General features: G+C 41.1%; 30 protein-coding genes. All 30 read right to left on the reverse strand.

The features are described from left to right. Positions 1 to 140: 140 nt before the first annotated feature. A complete protein-coding gene (gene rpsK, locus B7E07_RS22845; protein WP_066441517.1) occupies positions 141 to 530 on the reverse strand; it encodes a 30S ribosomal protein S11 in 390 nt (129 codons plus the stop codon). 21 nt (positions 531 to 551) lie between these two features. Continuing rightward, positions 552 to 917, reverse strand: a complete 366-nt coding sequence (gene rpsM / locus B7E07_RS22850) for a 30S ribosomal protein S13 (protein WP_080849029.1) — start codon at positions 915 to 917, stop codon at positions 552 to 554. 22 nt (positions 918 to 939) lie between these two features. Further along, a complete protein-coding gene (rpmJ, locus tag B7E07_RS22855) occupies positions 940 to 1053 on the reverse strand; it encodes a 50S ribosomal protein L36 (RefSeq protein ID WP_000868344.1) in 114 nt (37 codons plus the stop codon). Positions 1054 to 1088: 35 nt separating this feature from the next. Continuing rightward, complete coding sequence (gene infA, locus B7E07_RS22860; protein WP_009336604.1) at positions 1089 to 1307, reverse strand: translation initiation factor IF-1; 219 nt, start codon at positions 1305 to 1307, stop codon at positions 1089 to 1091. A gap of 284 nt (positions 1308 to 1591) precedes the next feature. Further along, positions 1592 to 2338, reverse strand: a complete 747-nt coding sequence (map, locus tag B7E07_RS22865; RefSeq protein ID WP_080849030.1) for a type I methionyl aminopeptidase — start codon at positions 2336 to 2338, stop codon at positions 1592 to 1594. Then, complete coding sequence (locus B7E07_RS22870) at positions 2335 to 2988, reverse strand: adenylate kinase (RefSeq protein ID WP_080849031.1); 654 nt, start codon at positions 2986 to 2988, stop codon at positions 2335 to 2337. The genes map and B7E07_RS22870 overlap by 4 nt, the downstream gene beginning before the upstream one ends. A gap of 57 nt (positions 2989 to 3045) precedes the next feature. Beyond that, the gene (gene secY, locus B7E07_RS22875; protein WP_080849032.1) at positions 3046 to 4341 is read right to left on the reverse strand and encodes a preprotein translocase subunit SecY; all 1296 of its coding nucleotides are present in this window, start codon (positions 4339 to 4341) and stop codon (positions 3046 to 3048) included. Then, positions 4341 to 4781 carry a 50S ribosomal protein L15 gene (rplO, locus tag B7E07_RS22880; RefSeq protein ID WP_080849033.1) on the reverse strand — a complete coding sequence of 147 codons (441 nt, stop codon included), beginning with the start codon at positions 4779 to 4781 and terminating at the stop codon, positions 4341 to 4343. Before rplO ends, secY begins: the two co-directional genes overlap by 1 nt. A gap of 33 nt (positions 4782 to 4814) precedes the next feature. Next, complete coding sequence (gene rpmD, locus B7E07_RS22885; protein WP_080849034.1) at positions 4815 to 4997, reverse strand: 50S ribosomal protein L30; 183 nt, start codon at positions 4995 to 4997, stop codon at positions 4815 to 4817. 13 nt (positions 4998 to 5010) lie between these two features. After that, entirely contained in the window at positions 5011 to 5511 is a 501-nt protein-coding gene (rpsE, locus tag B7E07_RS22890) for a 30S ribosomal protein S5 (RefSeq protein ID WP_066441535.1), read from the reverse strand. 24 nt (positions 5512 to 5535) lie between these two features. Then, the gene (gene rplR, locus B7E07_RS22895) at positions 5536 to 5898 is read right to left on the reverse strand and encodes a 50S ribosomal protein L18 (RefSeq protein ID WP_066441536.1); all 363 of its coding nucleotides are present in this window, start codon (positions 5896 to 5898) and stop codon (positions 5536 to 5538) included. Between the two features lie 32 nt (positions 5899 to 5930). Beyond that, positions 5931 to 6467: a 50S ribosomal protein L6 gene (gene rplF, locus B7E07_RS22900; protein WP_080849035.1), complete on the reverse strand. Its 537-nt coding sequence runs from the start codon at positions 6465 to 6467 to the stop codon at positions 5931 to 5933. 31 nt (positions 6468 to 6498) lie between these two features. Beyond that, positions 6499 to 6897, reverse strand: coding sequence for a 30S ribosomal protein S8 (rpsH, locus tag B7E07_RS22905; RefSeq protein ID WP_066441538.1), 399 nt, complete (start codon positions 6895 to 6897; stop codon positions 6499 to 6501). Positions 6898 to 6926: 29 nt separating this feature from the next. Next, complete coding sequence (gene rpsN, locus B7E07_RS22910; RefSeq protein ID WP_009499044.1) at positions 6927 to 7112, reverse strand: 30S ribosomal protein S14; 186 nt, start codon at positions 7110 to 7112, stop codon at positions 6927 to 6929. A gap of 25 nt (positions 7113 to 7137) precedes the next feature. Then, positions 7138 to 7677: a 50S ribosomal protein L5 gene (rplE, locus tag B7E07_RS22915; protein ID WP_080849036.1), complete on the reverse strand. Its 540-nt coding sequence runs from the start codon at positions 7675 to 7677 to the stop codon at positions 7138 to 7140. A gap of 26 nt (positions 7678 to 7703) precedes the next feature. After that, positions 7704 to 8015, reverse strand: coding sequence for a 50S ribosomal protein L24 (gene rplX / locus B7E07_RS22920; protein ID WP_080849037.1), 312 nt, complete (start codon positions 8013 to 8015; stop codon positions 7704 to 7706). A gap of 36 nt (positions 8016 to 8051) precedes the next feature. Further along, complete coding sequence (gene rplN, locus B7E07_RS22925) at positions 8052 to 8420, reverse strand: 50S ribosomal protein L14 (protein WP_066441555.1); 369 nt, start codon at positions 8418 to 8420, stop codon at positions 8052 to 8054. 41 nt (positions 8421 to 8461) lie between these two features. Continuing rightward, complete coding sequence (gene rpsQ, locus B7E07_RS22930) at positions 8462 to 8725, reverse strand: 30S ribosomal protein S17 (RefSeq protein WP_066441558.1); 264 nt, start codon at positions 8723 to 8725, stop codon at positions 8462 to 8464. Between the two features lie 21 nt (positions 8726 to 8746). Beyond that, complete coding sequence (gene rpmC / locus B7E07_RS22935; protein ID WP_009336588.1) at positions 8747 to 8947, reverse strand: 50S ribosomal protein L29; 201 nt, start codon at positions 8945 to 8947, stop codon at positions 8747 to 8749. Further along, complete coding sequence (gene rplP, locus B7E07_RS22940) at positions 8937 to 9371, reverse strand: 50S ribosomal protein L16 (protein ID WP_080849038.1); 435 nt, start codon at positions 9369 to 9371, stop codon at positions 8937 to 8939. The genes rpmC and rplP overlap by 11 nt, the downstream gene beginning before the upstream one ends. 1 nt (position 9372) lies before the next feature. Beyond that, positions 9373 to 10029, reverse strand: a complete 657-nt coding sequence (gene rpsC / locus B7E07_RS22945) for a 30S ribosomal protein S3 (RefSeq protein ID WP_066441563.1) — start codon at positions 10027 to 10029, stop codon at positions 9373 to 9375. Positions 10030 to 10032: 3 nt separating this feature from the next. Further along, entirely contained in the window at positions 10033 to 10374 is a 342-nt protein-coding gene (gene rplV / locus B7E07_RS22950) for a 50S ribosomal protein L22 (protein ID WP_080849039.1), read from the reverse strand. An 18-nt stretch (positions 10375 to 10392) separates the two neighbouring features. Next, positions 10393 to 10671: a 30S ribosomal protein S19 gene (gene rpsS, locus B7E07_RS22955; protein WP_080849040.1), complete on the reverse strand. Its 279-nt coding sequence runs from the start codon at positions 10669 to 10671 to the stop codon at positions 10393 to 10395. Positions 10672 to 10731: 60 nt separating this feature from the next. Then, a complete protein-coding gene (rplB, locus tag B7E07_RS22960) occupies positions 10732 to 11562 on the reverse strand; it encodes a 50S ribosomal protein L2 (protein ID WP_080849041.1) in 831 nt (276 codons plus the stop codon). Between the two features lie 35 nt (positions 11563 to 11597). Continuing rightward, the gene (gene rplW / locus B7E07_RS22965) at positions 11598 to 11882 is read right to left on the reverse strand and encodes a 50S ribosomal protein L23 (RefSeq protein WP_066441577.1); all 285 of its coding nucleotides are present in this window, start codon (positions 11880 to 11882) and stop codon (positions 11598 to 11600) included. Further along, positions 11882 to 12505: a 50S ribosomal protein L4 gene (gene rplD / locus B7E07_RS22970; RefSeq protein ID WP_066441580.1), complete on the reverse strand. Its 624-nt coding sequence runs from the start codon at positions 12503 to 12505 to the stop codon at positions 11882 to 11884. The genes rplW and rplD overlap by 1 nt, the downstream gene beginning before the upstream one ends. Positions 12506 to 12530: 25 nt before the next feature. After that, complete coding sequence (gene rplC, locus B7E07_RS22975; protein ID WP_080849042.1) at positions 12531 to 13160, reverse strand: 50S ribosomal protein L3; 630 nt, start codon at positions 13158 to 13160, stop codon at positions 12531 to 12533. A 40-nt stretch (positions 13161 to 13200) separates the two neighbouring features. After that, the gene (gene rpsJ / locus B7E07_RS22980) at positions 13201 to 13509 is read right to left on the reverse strand and encodes a 30S ribosomal protein S10 (RefSeq protein WP_009791329.1); all 309 of its coding nucleotides are present in this window, start codon (positions 13507 to 13509) and stop codon (positions 13201 to 13203) included. A 608-nt stretch (positions 13510 to 14117) separates the two neighbouring features. Next, positions 14118 to 15305, reverse strand: a complete 1188-nt coding sequence (gene tuf / locus B7E07_RS22985; RefSeq protein WP_066441586.1) for an elongation factor Tu — start codon at positions 15303 to 15305, stop codon at positions 14118 to 14120. A gap of 120 nt (positions 15306 to 15425) precedes the next feature. After that, entirely contained in the window at positions 15426 to 17504 is a 2079-nt protein-coding gene (gene fusA, locus B7E07_RS22990; RefSeq protein WP_080849043.1) for an elongation factor G, read from the reverse strand. Positions 17505 to 17540: the final 36 nt, after the last annotated feature.

The following is a 17540-nucleotide window of genomic DNA, read 5'->3' on the forward strand; positions in this document are numbered from 1 at the left end:
GGCTAGTTTGTTCTAACCGAAATTCCCCCATGTATACGTTCCCGTTTTGTGCACAACAACTGGAATAATTATTCTGTATAAAAACGAAAGTTTGTATCATATCCCATTATAGACAAGGATACAAAATCTATACAGTAAAATTATACACGGCGGCGTTTTGGTGGACGACATCCGTTATGCGGAACAGGAGTTACGTCTCTGATTGCAGTAACTTCCAGTCCTGCAGCTTGAAGAGCACGAATAGCTGCTTCACGACCTGCACCAGGTCCTTTAACAGTTACCTCTAAAGATTTCATACCATGCTCCATGGAAGTTTTTGCTGCTGTTTCAGCTGCCATTTGTGCTGCAAAAGGAGTAGATTTACGAGAACCTCTGAACCCTAAAGCTCCAGCACTTGACCAAGAAAGAGCATTTCCATGTGCATCTGTAATAGTTACAATTGTGTTATTGAAAGTAGAACGGATATGTGCAATACCATTTTCAATATTCTTTTTGACACGGCGTTTACGTGTGTTAGTTTTACGAGCCATTTAAAGTACCTCCTTTACAGATTATTTCTTCTTGTTCGCTACAGTCTTACGAGGACCTTTGCGTGTACGTGCGTTGTTTTTCGTGTTTTGTCCACGAACAGGTAAACCACGACGATGACGAAGACCGCGGTAGCTTCCGATTTCCATTAAACGTTTAATGTTAAGTGAAACTTCACGGCGAAGGTCACCTTCAACTTTTAATTTGTCGATTTGCTCTCGGATTTTGTTTAATTCATCTTCTGTAAGATCGCGAACGCGAGTGTCTTCAGCTACACCAGCTTCAGCTAGAATCTTAGAAGAAGTGTTTTTACCAATACCATAGATATAAGTTAATGAGATAACCACACGTTTCTCACGTGGTACATCTACACCAGCAATACGTGCCATTTATACGCGCACCTCCTTGTTATTAACCTTGTTTTTGTTTGTGTTTAGGGTTTTCACAGATAACCATTACTTTGCCGCGTCTGCGGATGACTTTGCACTTTTCGCAGATCGGCTTAACTGATGGTCTTACTTTCATTATCCTAACCTCCTTAATAGTACGGAGCGCAATGATTACTTAAAGCGATATGTGATTCTTCCACGAGTTAAATCATATGGAGAAAGCTCAACAGTCACTTTATCTCCAGGTAAGATACGGATGAAGTGCATACGAATTTTACCGGACACATGAGCTAACACTGTATGACCATTTTCTAATTCTACCTTAAACATTGCATTTGGCAAAGTATCAACTACTGTGCCTTCTATCTCGATTACATCGTCTTTTGCCATCGAACGCGTCTCCCTTCTTCTAATCAAATACAAAATCTTAAATGCTCAGGATCATCCCAAAGCAGTCAGCTTTTCTTTTGTTAATTACGCGGTCAGGTTCCTAAAGATCTGCTCCAAACCTGAAGAGTTACTAAATTATTGTACTGCTTATGGCAGCCGAAAAGATCGGGACAACCATTCAACAACCTTATAATTATAGCATACTGACTATGTTTACGTCTTGTAAAAAGAAAAAATTCTTTTTATGCGCAAAATGTCCAGAAAAACTTTGTGAAACCTTATGTCTATAAGACTGTTAGAATTTCATAACCTGTTTCTGTGATCGCTATCGTATGTTCAAAATGAGCACATTTAGACCCATCAACCGTAACAACGGTCCATTGGTCAGCTAGCGTCTTCACATAACGGCTTCCGGCGTTTACCATCGGTTCAACAGCAAGCACCATGCCCGGTTTTAAACGAGGTCCTTTATTCGGGGGACCATAATGTGGAATTTGCGGCTCCTCATGTAAGTCTTGCCCTATCCCATGCCCGACATACTCACGTACAATAGAAAAACCATTTGATTCCGCATAAGTTTGAATTGCATGAGAGATGTTCGATAGACGTTCTCCTGGAATCGCTTCTTTAAGGCCTGTATATAATGACTGCTCCGTTACGTCTAATAAGCGCTTCGTATCATCATCAATGCGGCCCACAGCATACGTCCAGGCAGAATCACCATGATAACCGTTATATTTGGCGCCAATATCGATGCTGATAATATCGCCATTTTTTAAGACTCGATCACCAGGAATGCCATGAACAAGTTCATCATTAACCGAAGCACATATACTTCCTGAAAAACCATTATAGCCTTTAAAAGATGGATATGCGTCATGCTTTTTTATAAAGCTTTCAGCAATGGAATCCAATTCTTTCGTAGTTATTCCAGGGGTGATATGCTTTTTCAGTTCCTCGTGCGTCAGTGCAACAATTCTTCCGGCTTCACGCATAATCGCAATTTCTCGCTCGGTTTTGCAAATAATCATTTAGACAAATCTCCGAGTAGAACATCAATATCAGAAAATACTTTTCCGATCTCTTGCTGGCCATCAATATTGCGTAAATAGCCTTTAGACTCATAAAAACCAAGTAATGGTTTTGTTTGTTTAATATTAACATCAAGACGATTTTTCACGGTTTCTTCATTATCATCTGCACGTTGATATAATTCTCCGCCACAACGGTCGCATACGCCTTCCTTAGCAGGAGGATTAAACACAAGATGATAAGTAGCTCCACAGCTTTTGCAAATTCTGCGGCCTGTGAGACGCTCCATCAAGATCTCTTGATCAACATCAATATTAATAACATAGTCCATTTTTTTGTTTAGTTCAGAAAGGATATTTTCAAGTGCTTCCGCTTGAGGTACCGTTCTTGGAAATCCATCAAGCAAAAACCCATTTTCACAGTCTGATTCGCTCAAACGCTCGCGAACAATGCCAATCGTAACTTCATCAGGAACGAGTTCGCCTTTATCCATGAACGATTTCGCTTGCAGGCCTAGTTCCGTTTCTCCTTTGATGGCTGCACGGAACATATCTCCTGTGGAAATATGAGGGATGCCGTATTTTTGGACAATTTTCTCTGCTTGTGTACCTTTACCGGCACCAGGGAGCCCCATTAATACTAGATTCAAGTGAATTCCCCCTAGTCTGAAAATGGTTATAGGGAACGCACGTCCCCCTTAACCAATTTATTTTATAAAGCCTTTATAATGACGTTTAACAAGCTGTGATTCAAGCTGCTTCATTGTATCAAGTGCAACACCGACAACAATTAGTAAGCTTGTTCCTCCAATTTGCGCTGAATCTGGTAATCCTGCGATGTTAATGAAAAACATCGGCACAATTGAGATCGCGGTAAGGAATAATGCACCGACAAACGTTAAACGGTAGAGAACGCGAGTTAAGTATTCCTGCGTGTTTTTACCTGGTCTAATACCTGGTACATACCCGCCCTGCTTCTTCAAGTTCTCAGAAATTTGCTCTGGGTTTACTTGAATGAAAGCATAGAAATACGTAAATGCAATAATCAGCGCACTATAGATTACCATGCCAATTGGCTGTGTGTAATCAAATACGTTGATAATCCAATTCGTTACACTATTTGATTCAAAGAAACCCGCAATCGTTCTTGGTGTAATGATAAATGACACTGCGAAGATTACTGGAATAACTCCAGCCGCGTTTACTTTCAATGGCAAATGTGTATTTTGCATACCAGCAGAAGTATTGCCTGCTGATACCCGTTTTGCATATTGCACAGGAATTTTCCTTAAAGCCTGTTGGATAAAAATTGTACCAACGATTATAGCAATAACTGCAATAAGGATCAGCACCATTGTAATGATGCGAAGGAATAAATCGTCTCCCGCATTTTCAAATTGCTGAGCATAAATCTGATTGACGATATTTGGAATACCAGCAACGATCCCAGCAAAAATGATAATGGAAATTCCGTTTCCTACTCCCTTTTCAGTAATTTGCTCGCCAAGCCACATTAAAAATGCAGTTCCAGCGGTCAATACTGTTGCAATAAGCAGGTATGAACCTATACCAGTATTCTCAATTAGCATACCGCCTGCAAGGTTATTAAACCCGTAAGACATACCAAGAGCCTGGATAAATCCAAGCACAATAGTAAAATAGCGTGTAAACTGTGCTAGCTTACGGCGCCCAACATCTCCTTGCTTAGACCATTCCGTAAATTTAGGCACAACATCCATTTGCAGAAGCTGAACAATGATTGATGCTGTGATATACGGCATGATCCCCATTGCAAGAATGGAGAAGTTTAGAAGTGCACCGCCGCCAAATGTATTAAGCACACCAAATACATTTAGTGAATCCTGAGCTTGTAATACATCGGCATTCACACCTGGTACAGGTATGAACGTACCGATGCGAAAAACAATCAGCATTAAAAGGGTGAATATAATCTTGTTTCTTATATCACCCACGCGCATAAAATTGGAGATTGTCTTAAACATTAAATCACCTCTGTTGTACCGCCGGCAGCTTCAATAGCTTCCTTTGCAGCAGAAGAGAATTTATGAGCTTTAACTGTAAGCTTTTTCTCAACTTTGCCTTTAGCAAGAATTTTGATTCCTGCTCTTTCCTTGCTGACAACGCCTGTTTCGATTAGAAGCTCTGGGGAAACCACAGTTCCATCTTCAAAGCGGTTCAATGCATCAAGGTTAACAACAGCGTAATCTTTACGATTGATGTTTGTAAAACCGCGTTTCGGCAAGCGTTGGAATAAAGGTGTTTGACCACCTTCAAAACCAGGACGTACACCGCCGCCTGAACGTGCGTTTTGACCTTTATGACCTTTACCAGCAGTTTTACCATTACCAGAACCGATTCCGCGTCCTTTACGTTTGCGTTCTTGACGTGAACCTTCTGCAGGTTTTAATTCATGAAGTTTCATATTGCACCTCCTTATTTTATAGAAGAGTGATGATTAGATTTCTTTTACCGTTACAAGGTGAGCAACCTTGTTGATCATACCGCGGATTGCAGTGTTATCTTGGTGCTCAACTGTTTGGTGCATTTTACGCAAGCCAAGGGCTTTAACTGTTTCGCGTTGGTCCTGTGGGCGGCCAATCACGCTGCGAGTGAGGGTCACTTCTAGTTTATTCGCCATCTGATTTCCCTCCTTATCCTAACAGTTCTTCTACTGATTTACCACGTAGTTTTGCTACGTCTTCAGCACGTTTTAATTGGTTCAATCCGTCCAATGTAGCGCGAACCATGTTAATTGGTGTGTTTGTTCCTAAAGATTTAGAAAGGATATCGCCAACACCAGCTAACTCAAGAACCGCACGGACAGGACCACCAGCGATAACTCCTGTACCTTCATATGCAGGTTTTAGAAGAATTTCGCCAGCACCGAAATGACCGATTACTTGGTGAGGAATTGTAGTTCCAACCATAGGTACTTCGATTAGGTTTTTCTTCGCATCTTCAATTGCTTTACGGATAGCTTCCGGTACCTCTTGTGCTTTACCAGTTCCAAAGCCAACGTGACCGTTTTTGTCACCTACTACTACAAGAGCAGAGAATCTAAAACGACGTCCACCTTTAACAACCTTTGCAACACGGTTAACCGTAACTACGCGCTCTTCAAGTTCAAGTTTGTTTGGATCAATACGACGCATCTTTTTGTGTCCCTCCTTTGTCTATTAAAATTCCAACCCGTTTTCGCGTGCAGCATCAGCTAATGCTTTTACGCGGCCATGATAGAGGTATCCTCCACGGTCGAATACTACAGAATTAACTCCTTTTTCAACAGCACGTTTTGCAACTAGTTCTCCAACTTTAACAGCTGCATCAACATTGCTTGTAGAATCAAGGTTAACATCTTTATCAAGTGATGATGCACTTGCGATTGTTACTTTGTTTACATCATCAATTAATTGAGCGTAAATGTGTTTGTTTGAACGGAACACATTTAAACGAGGACGAACTGCAGTTCCAGAAAGCTTTGCACGAACACGTGCATGTCTTTTTTTACGAACTGCATTTTTATCAGCCTTCGTAATCATTTCGGTCACTCCTTTCGTTTACCTAAGCGGCATTACTTACCTGTTTTACCTTCTTTACGGCGCACATATTCGCCTTCATAACGGATCCCTTTACCTTTGTAAGGCTCTGGAGGACGAACGTCACGGATGTTAGCTGCTAAAGCACCAACGCGTTCTTTGTTAGTTCCTTTAACGATAACTTTTGTATTAGATGGTACTTCGATTTCAAGACCTTCTTCAGGCTCGATTTCTACAGGGTGAGAATAACCAACGTTTAACACTAGCTTTTTCCCTTGTTTTTGAGCACGGTAACCGACACCGATAAGCTCTAAACCTCTTTCAAAGCCTTTGGAAACTCCCTCAACCATGTTAGCGATCAATGCACGAGTAGTTCCGTGAAGAGCACGGTGCTCTTTTGATTCAGTTGGACGAACAATGTTAATGATGTTCTCTTCCACTTTCACTTCGATATCAGGGTTAAATGAACGAGAAAGTTCACCTTTAGGACCTTTAACTGTAACTGTTTCTCCATCAATTGTAATTGTTACGCCAGATGGAATTTCGATTGGTTTTTTACCTATACGAGACATTTATTGCACCTCCATTCATTAAGAAACTCTATTACCAAACGTATGCTAGTACTTCTCCGCCAACTTGTTTAGCGCGAGCTTCTTTATCTGTAAGAACTCCTTGAGAAGTAGAAACTAGTGCGATACCTAAACCGTTAAGTACACGAGGTACTTCATCAGCTTTTGCGTATACACGAAGACCAGGCTTACTGATACGCTTAAGACCAGTAATAACACGCTCGTTGTTAGCACCGTATTTTAAGAAAATGCGGATAATGCCTTGCTTATTGTCTTCGATAAACTCAACATCACGCACGAATCCTTCACGCTTAAGGATTTCAGCAACTTCTTTTTTGATATTAGAAGCAGGAACTTCTAATTTTTCGTGACGAACCATATTCGCATTACGGATGCGAGTAAGCAAATCTGCAATTGGATCTGTCATGACCATTGTTTTTACCTCCTTCCCAACTTTGGGTTTTACCAGCTAGCTTTTTTCACACCAGGTATTTGACCTTTATATGCTAATTCACGGAAACAAATACGACAAAGCTTAAATTTACGGTATACAGAATGTGGACGGCCGCAACGCTCGCAGCGTGTATATTCTTGTACCTTATATTTAGGCGTGCGTTTTTGCTTCGCAATCATTGACTTTTTAGCCACGTTTTCGCCTCCCTCTATTTAGCGATTACTTTTGGAATGGCATTCCAAATTGAGTTAAAAGTTCACGAGCTTCTTCATCAGTATTAGCTGTAGTAACGATAACGATATCCATACCACGAACTTTGCTTACTTTATCGTAATCAATCTCAGGGAAGATTAATTGTTCTTTAACACCAAGAGTGTAGTTTCCACGGCCGTCAAAAGACTTTTTAGAAATACCGCGGAAGTCACGTACACGTGGAAGAGAAACTGATACTAATTTATCAAAGAATTCGTACATACGCTCACCGCGTAATGTAACTTTAGCACCGATCGGCATGCCTTCACGAAGACGGAAGCCAGCGATTGATTTCTTCGCACGAGTCACAAGTGGTTTTTGACCAGTGATTTGTCCAAGCTCTTCAACAGCATTATCTAATGCTTTAGAGTTTGAAACAGCATCACCGACACCCATATTGACAACGATTTTTTCAAGCTTAGGAACTTGCATTACTGATTCATAGTTGAACTTGCTCATAAGAGCAGGTGTAATTTCTTTACTGTGTTTTTCCTTTAGGCGGTTCATTCAGAGTACCTCCCTTCTTCATTTAACTATTTATCTAGAACTTCACCGGATTTTTTTGCTACACGTACTTTTTTGCCATCAACCGTTTTGTAGCCTACACGACTTGGTTCACCAGACTTAGGGTCAACAGGCATAACGTTTGATACATGAACAGGTGCCTCTTGGCTGATGATTCCGCCTTGCGGATTCACTTGGGAAGGCTTAGCGTGTTTCTTAACAACGTTTACTCCTTCAACTAGCACTCGGCTTTGTTTTGGGAATGCTGCTAGGATAACACCTGTTTTGCCTTTATCCTTACCAGAGATGACCATAACTTTATCACCTTTTTTTACATGCATCTGTGCGCACCTCCTTAAAGGCAATTTGATTTATATTTATAATACTTCTGGAGCTAATGAAACAATTTTCATGAAGTTGTTGTCACGAAGTTCACGCGCAACAGGTCCGAAAATACGAGTACCACGAGGACCTTTATCATCACGAATAATCACACATGCGTTTTCATCAAAACGAATGTAAGTACCGTCATTACGACGAACACCGCTTTTTGTTCTAACAACTACAGCTTTAACAACGTCACCTTTTTTAACAACGCCACCTGGTGTTGCTTGTTTCACTGTACAAACGATGACATCACCAATGTTTGCAGTTTTACGGCCAGAACCGCCAAGAACTTTAATGGTTAGTACTTCACGAGCACCAGAGTTGTCAGCAACTTTTAAACGTGATTCTTGTTGAATCATGTGTGTAACCTCCCTTCGGGATCAATCTCCCAACCGAACAATTAGATAATAACTGCTTTTTCAACAACTTCTACTAGACGGAAGCGTTTAGTCGCAGATAGTGGACGAGTTTCCATAATACGAACGATATCGCCAATTTTTGCTTCGTTTTGCTCATCATGAGCTTTAAACTTTTTAGAGTACTTAACGCGTTTACCATAAAGTGCGTGCTTTTTGTATGTTTCAACCAAAACAGTAACAGTCTTATCCATTTTGTCAGAAACCACACGTCCTGTGTAAACTTTGCGTTGGTTGCGTTCACTCATTGTGCGAACCTCCTCTCAATATCACTTGCTAAAACCAATTTCTCTTTCACGGATAACAGTTTTCATACGAGCGATCGCCTTGCGAACTTCACGGATGCGAGCTGTATTTTCCAGTTGTCCTGTCGCCAATTGAAAGCGAAGGTTAAAAAGCTCTTCTTTTAAAGATTTCACTTTTTGTTCAATTTCTGCAGTGGTAAGGTCACGAATTTCATTAGCTTTCACTTGATTCACCACCAATTTCTTCTCGTTTTACAAACTTACATTTTACAGGAAGTTTGTGTGATGCAAGGCGAAGTGCTTCACGAGCTACCTCTTCAGAAACACCAGCGATTTCAAACATGATTTTTCCAGGTTTAACAACAGCTACCCAGCCTTCTGGAGCACCTTTACCAGAACCCATTCGGACTTCTAGAGGCTTTGCAGTATAAGGCTTATGTGGGAAGATTTTAATCCAAACTTTACCGCCACGTTTCATGTAACGAGTCATTGCGATACGGGCAGATTCAATTTGACGGTTCGTGATCCAAGAAGCTTCTAATGCTTGTAGACCGTATTCACCGAAAGTAACTTCAGTGCCGCCTTTAGCTTGACCGCGCATTTTCCCACGGTGTACACGACGATATTTGACGCGTTTTGGTACTAACATATTAGTTGCCTCCTTCCGCAGTTTTCTTCTTTGCTGGAAGGACCTCTCCACGATAGATCCATACTTTTACGCCTAATTTACCGTAAGTAGTATCTGCTTCAGCTGTAGCATAGTCGATATCAGCACGAAGTGTATGAAGTGGAACTGTTCCTTCACTGTATGATTCAGAACGAGCGATATCAGCACCGCCAAGACGACCAGATACCATTGTTTTGATACCTTTAGCGCCAGCGCGCATAGCACGTTGAATTGTTTGTTTTTGAGCACGACGGAAAGATACACGGTTTTCTAATTGACGAGCAATGTTTTCCGCAACCAATTTCGCATCGATATCTGCTTTTTTGATTTCAAGAATGTTGATGTGAACACGTTTGCCAGTAAGTGAGTTAAGAGACTTACGAAGCGCTTCAACTTCAGTACCACCTTTACCAATTACCATACCTGGCTTAGCAGTGTGGACAGTGATGTTCAAGCGGTTAGCAGCACGTTCGATTTCTACTTTAGAAACAGAAGCATCCTTTAAGCGCTTTGTAATATACTCACGCACTTTTAGGTCTTCGTGTAAAAGATCAGCATAGTCTTTGCCTGCATACCATTTAGATTCCCAATCACGAATAACTCCGATACGCAAACCGACTGGATTTACTTTTTGACCCACTGATTATCCCTCCTTCTTTTCTGATAAAACGATAGTGATGTGGCTTGTGCGCTTGTTAATTGCGCTTGCACGACCCATTGCACGAGGACGGAAACGTTTTAAAGTTGGTCCTTCGTCAACGAATGCTTGAGTAACTACTAAATTGTTTACGTCCATTTCGTAGTTATGCTCAGCGTTTGCCAATGCAGATTTCAATACTTTTTCTACGATTGGAGAAGCTGCTTTTGGAGTCAGATTAAGAATCGCTACCGCTTCACCAACTTGCTTTCCTCGAATTAAATCTACGACTAAACGAGCTTTACGAGGAGCAATACGAACTGTTCTTGCAACAGCTTTAGCTTGCATTTGAATGCCCTCCTCTCATTAACGTCTTGTTTTCTTATCATCATTGCCATGGCCTTTGTATGCACGAGTTGGAGCGAATTCTCCAAGCTTGTGTCCTACCATGTCTTCTGTGACATATACAGGCACATGTTTACGACCATCATATACTGCAATAGTATGTCCGATGAATTGCGGGAAGATCGTAGAACGACGAGACCAAGTTTTAGTAACAGACTTACTTTCGGTTTCGTTTAGCTTTTCGATCTTTGTCATTAAATGTTCGTCAACAAAAGGTCCTTTTTTTAAGCTGCGACCCATGATTGAACCTCCCTTCGTGATTGTTCTACGGCCCTGTTCTGGAACCGTAGTTCAATCCCGTTATTTTTTACGGCGACGCACGATAAATTTATCTGATTTGTTGTTTTTCTTACGAGTTTTGAATCCAAGAGTTGGTTTGCCCCAAGGAGTCATAGGAGACTTACGTCCGATTGGTGCACGACCTTCACCACCACCGTGTGGGTGATCATTAGGGTTCATTACAGATCCACGAACTGTAGGACGCTTGCCTAACCAGCGTGAACGACCTGCTTTACCAATGTTGATAAGCTCATGCTGTTCATTACCAACTTGACCGATTGTAGCACGGCAAGTAGCAAGAATCATGCGAACTTCACCAGAGTTTAAACGTACTAATACGTATTTGCCTTCTTTACCAAGTACTTGTGCACTTGTTCCAGCAGAACGTACTAATTGTCCGCCTTTACCTGGTTTTAATTCGATGTTGTGGATAACAGAACCCACTGGAATGTTTACAAGTGGTAACGCGTTACCTACTTTGATATCTGCTTCAGGACCAGACATTACTTCCATACCCACTTCTAAATTCTTAGGAGCTAGGATGTAACGCTTTTCTCCATCAACATAGTTAATTAATGCAATATTTGCTGAACGGTTTGGATCATACTCGATTGTAGCAACGCGGCCTGGAATGCCATCTTTGTTGCGTTTAAAATCGATTAGACGATATTGACGTTTATGACCGCCACCTTGATGACGAACTGTCAACTTACCTTGGTTGTTACGACCACCTTTACGCTTAATAGGAGCAAGTAAAGATTTTTCCGGTTTATTTGTTGTGATTTCTGCGAAATCAGAAACCGTCATGCCGCGACGACCGTTAGAGGTAGGTTTATACTTTTTAATCGCCATTTCGTTTCCCTCCTCTTCTTTTTAGATCAATGATCTTAAGCTTCGAAAATCTCGATTTCTTTGCTGTCGGCAGTTAATTTCACAATCGCTTTACGACGTTTGTTTGTATATCCGCCAAATTTGCCCATACGCTTGAATTTACCTTTGTAGTTCATGATGTTGACTTTTTCAACCTTCACGTCAAAGATTTCTTCAACAGCGTCTTTAACTTGTGTTTTGTTTGCTCTTACATCAACTTCGAAAGTGTATTTCTTCTCAGCCATGATGTCAGTAGAACGTTCTGTGATAACGGGGCGCTTAATGATATCGCGTGCATCCATTATGCAAGCACCTCCTCTACTTTTTCAACCGCTTGTTTCGTCATGATTAATTTATCATGATTTAAAACATCTAACACACTAATTCCAGCAGCAGTTACAACAGTTACACCAGGGATGTTACGAGCAGATAATGCTACGTTTTCATCAAGGTCAGCTGTTACGATAAGTGCTTTAGAATCAACTGATAGACCTTTTAGAAGACCTTTGAAATCCTTTGTTTTTGGAGCTTCAAAAGCTAAACCTTCTAATACAAGTACATTTTCATCTAAAACTTTAGAAGAAAGTGCAGATTTAATTGCTAAACGGCGTACTTTTTTAGGTAATTTATAGCTGTAGCTGCGTGGTACAGGACCGAATACAGTACCGCCTCCGCGCCATTGTGGTGATCTGATAGATCCTTGACGAGCACGGCCAGTTCCTTTTTGGCGCCATGGCTTACGTCCACCGCCCGCTACTTCAGAACGAATTTTTGTTTTATGAGTTCCTTGACGTAAAGATGCTCTTTGCATTACTACTGCTTCGAACATTACGTGGTTATTAGGCTCAATACCAAAGATTGATTCGTTAAGTTCGATATCACCAACTTTAGAACCGCTTTGGTTATATAATGCTACTTTAGGCATTTATGTTTCCTCCTTTCCAGTGTAATTACTTCGCTTTTACCGCGCTTTTAATTTTAAGAAGTGCTTTTCTAGGACCTGGCACATTTCCTTTGATTAAAAGAAGGTTGCGTTCTGCATCCACTTTAACGATTTCAAGGTTTTGAACTGTGATTTGCTCGCCGCCCATGCGTCCTGGTAATAATTTACCTTTGAATACACGGTTTGGAGCTACAGGACCCATTGAACCAGGACGACGGTGGTAACGTGAACCGTGCGCCATTGGCCCGCGAGATTGTCCGTGGCGTTTAATAGCACCCTGGAAACCTTTACCTTTTGAGATTCCTGTTACATCAACAGTTTCGCCCTCAGCGAAAATTTCTACTTTGACTTCTTGACCAACTTCATACTCAGCTAAGTTTACGTCGCGGAATTCACGAACGAAGCGCTTAGGAGTAGTGTTTGCTTTTGCAACATGACCTTTTTCAGGTTTGTTTGAAAGCTTTTCGCGTTTGTCTTCGAAACCGATTTGAATCGCTTCGTAGCCATCTGTTTCAGAAGATTTCTTTTGAAGAACAACGTTTCCAGCAGCTTCAACAACTGTTACCGGGATTAGATCACCGTTTTCAGCAAATACTTGAGTCATACCAATCTTTCTTCCTAAGATTCCTTTGGTCATTTCAGTCACACCTCCTACAATATGTTAGTTATTTATTAAATTAAAGCTTGATTTCGATATCCACACCAGATGGTAGATCTAAACGCATTAAAGAATCAACCGTTTGTGGTGTTGGGTTAATGATGTCGATAAGACGTTTATGCGTACGCATTTCGAATTGCTCACGAGAATCTTTGTACTTATGCACCGCACGAAGAATTGTGTAGATTGACTTTTCAGTTGGCAATGGAATTGGACCAGATACAGCCGCACCAGAGCGTTTTGCAGTTTCTACAATTTTCTCAGCAGATTGATCAAGGATTCTGTGATCATACGCTTTTAAACGAATACGAATTTTTTGTTTTGCCATTATTTTCCCTCCTTTTCGCCTATTTTCATATAGACATTCTCCGTGAAAATTTCCCACACACTCGCCATGGCAAAGCGGCCGGGTGTGTCAGCAACCTTTCACATCATCGCAGTCAAAGACCAACATTGTCTATTATACAGAAACTATAAATGAATTGCAACATAAATATTGATTCATTTCCGTTTCGCGCACTTTTTTAATTATATCTACTTATACACCTTATTTCAAGTCATTCTTTTAACTAACAGCAATTTCTATTTTATAATCAGGATATTGATGTGTTTCTTCTATATTACTGTTCCAATATAGGAATATCTTATATCCCCTGGGAACCAGCTTCCTTCGTTAAACTAAATCATCGTTTCCTTCACATATGCTAATTATGTATTAAGGAGTTATCTTTTAGAATTACATACTGCATGAGTTTGATTACCGTTCTACACTAAACAGATATTTTTAAGGTTTTATTTGTGGAATATTGTTATTCGGATTTTACATGCATAGAAACAAGAAGCCGCAGCTCTATATTAAGACTGCAGCTAAAAGGGCTTATTGACTTTTTGTCATAAAAAAATACCAGGAGATAAATCTCCCGGTACTTAATTTAATTATTCAACGATTGTAGCAACTACGCCAGCGCCTACAGTACGTCCACCCTCACGGATAGAGAATTTAGTACCTTCTTCGATAGCGATTGGAGCGATTAGCTCAACGTGCATTTCGATGTTGTCCCCAGGCATAACCATTTCTACGCCTTCAGGTAGGTTACAAATACCAGTTACATCAGTTGTACGGAAGTAGAACTGAGGACGGTAGTTTGTGAAGAATGGAGTGTGACGTCCACCCTCTTCTTTAGATAATACGTAAACTTCTGCTTTGAACTTTGTGTGTGGCTTGATCGTACCTGGCTTAGCAAGTACTTGTCCACGTTGGATATCTTCACGTGCAACACCACGTAGAAGTGCACCAATGTTGTCACCAGCTTCTGCATAATCAAGAAGCTTACGGAACATTTCAACACCTGTTACAGTTGTTGATTTTGGCTCTTCAGTGAAACCAGTGATATCGATAACGTCTCCAACTTTAACTACTCCACGCTCAACACGTCCAGTAGCAACTGTTCCACGTCCAGTGATAGAGAATACATCCTCAACTGGCATCATGAATGGCTTGTCAGTGTCACGAGTTGGTGTTGGGATATACTCATCAACAGCAGCCATAAGCTCGTTGATTTTTTCTTCCCATTGAGCATCTCCTTCAAGTGCTCTTAGAGCAGAACCTTTGATAACTGGAATGTCATCGCCAGGGAACTCATATTCAGATAGAAGGTCACGAACTTCCATTTCTACTAACTCAAGAAGTTCTTCGTCGTCTACCATGTCACATTTGTTCATGAATACAACAAGGTAAGGTACACCTACTTGACGAGAAAGAAGAATGTGCTCACGAGTTTGTGGCATTGGGCCGTCAGCAGCAGAAACAACTAGGATTCCGCCGTCCATTTGTGCAGCACCAGTGATCATGTTTTTAACATAGTCAGCATGTCCTGGGCAGTCAACGTGTGCATAGTGACGGTTTGGAGTTTCGTACTCAACGTGTGCAGTTGAGATTGTGATTCCACGCTCGCGCTCTTCTGGAGCAGCGTCGATTTGATCATATCCGCGTGCTTCACCGCCGCCTGCTTTTGAAAGAACAGTAGTGATAGCAGCTGTTAAAGTAGTTTTACCATGGTCAACGTGTCCGATAGTACCGATGTTAACATGGGGTTTTGAACGGTCAAATTTAGCTTTTGCCATTTTAAAAGTCCTCCTTCGGATTGTAAAAGTTAAGTATTTTTTAATGACGGCCGGAAGATAACTCCCGGCAGTCTAATAGCCTACATTAGTAGTTATACTTGATTGAAAAGGTAAAATCAATTATTCACCTTTATTTTTTTTGATGATTTCTTCAGAAATTGATTTTGGAACTTCTTCATAGTGATCAAAGTGCATTGAGAACACACCGCGACCTTGCGTGCTAGAACGCAATGAAGTTGCGTAACCAAACATTTCTGATAGTGGAACCATAGCACGAACAACTTGTGCATTACCACGGGCATCCATACCTTCTACACGTCCACGACGTGAAGTAACGTTACCCATAATGTCACCAAGGTATTCTTCAGGAATGATTACTTCAATTTTCATAACCGGCTCAAGAATTACAGGGTTACATTTTGAAGCAGCATTCTTAAGTGCCATTGATGCAGCAATTTTAAACGCCATTTCAGATGAGTCAACATCATGGTAAGAACCATCATATAGTCTTGCTTTGATGTCAACAAGTGGATATCCAGCAAGTACACCTCTATCTAGAGAGTCTTCTAGACCAGCTTGAACTGCAGGGATATATTCACGAGGAACTACCCCACCAACGATTGCGTTTTCGAATTCAAAGCCTTTTCCTTCTTCGTTAGGAGAGAATTCAATCCAAACGTGTCCGAATTGTCCACGTCCACCAGATTGACGTGCAAATTTACCTTCAACTTGCGCTGAAGAACGGAAAGTTTCACGGTATGCAACCTGAGGTGCACCAACGTTTGCTTCCACTTTAAATTCACGACGCATACGGTCTACCAGGATATCCAAGTGAAGCTCACCCATACCTGCGATAATAACTTGTCCAGTTTCCTGGTCAGTATGCGCGCGGAATGTCGGATCTTCTTCTTGAAGTTTTTGAAGAGCAGTTGTCATCTTATCTTGGTCAGCCTTTGACTTAGGCTCGATAGAAAGCTGAATAACTGGTTCAGGGAATTCCATAGATTCAAGGATTACTAAATCTTTCTCATCACATAAAGTATCACCAGTTGTAGTGTCTTTTAGACCTACAGCTGCAGCGATATCTCCTGCATATACTGTAGAGATCTCTTCACGAGAGTTTGCATGCATTTGCAGGATACGACCTACACGCTCACGCTTGTCTTTTGTAGAGTTCTTTACATATGATCCAGAATTAAGTGTACCTGAATACACACGGAAGAATGTTAGCTTACCAACGTAAGGGTCAGTCATAACTTTAAACGCAAGTGCAGAGAATGGTGCATCGTCACTAGAAGGACGAGTTACCTCTTCATCTGAATCCGCTAGAGTACCTTTAATTGCAGGTACATCTAATGGAGATGGAAGATATGCAATGACTGCGTCTAGCATTTTTTGAACACCTTTGTTTTTGAAAGCTGATCCACAGATAACAGGGTAGAATTCAACGTTTACAGTACCTTTACGAATTGCCGCTTTTAGCTCTTCGTTAGAGATTTCTTCTCCACCAAGGTATTTCTCCATTAATTCTTCATCAAGTTCAGCTACCGCTTCAATTAACTTTTCACGATATTCTTCTGCTTGATCCATGTATTCTGCAGGAATTTCACGTTCTTGGATATCTGTACCAAGGTCGTTACCATAGAACGTTGCTTTCATTTCAATTAAATCGATGATGCCTTCGAATTGATCTTCAGCACCAATCGGTAATTGAATAGCAGCTGCATTTGCTTGCAGGCGGTCATGTAATGTGCTTAGTGAGTATAGGAAATCTGCACCAAGCTTATCCATTTTGTTTACGAAAACAACACGTGGTACACCATATGTTGTTGCTTGACGCCAAACTGTTTCAGTTTGAGGCTCAACACCAGATTGAGCATCAAGTACTGCTACAGCACCATCAAGTACACGAAGTGAACGTTCAACTTCAACAGTGAAGTCTACGTGTCCTGGTGTATCGATGATGTTAACACGGTGACCTTTCCATTGAGCAGTAGTAGCGGCGGAAGTAATTGTAATTCCGCGCTCCTGCTCTTGTTCCATCCAGTCCATCTGTGAAGCACCTTCGTGCGTTTCACCGATCTTGTGGATACGGCCAGTGTAATAAAGTACACGTTCAGTTGTTGTTGTTTTACCGGCATCAATATGCGCCATGATACCAATATTACGAGTATTTTCTAAGGAGAACTCTCTTGCCATTGGGTCTTTCTCCTTCCTAGTATAAGGGTTATTTTA

This window comes from Cytobacillus gottheilii (assembly GCF_900166665.1).
Classification (GTDB): Bacteria; Bacillota; Bacilli; order Bacillales; family Cytobacillaceae; genus Cytobacillus; species Cytobacillus gottheilii_A.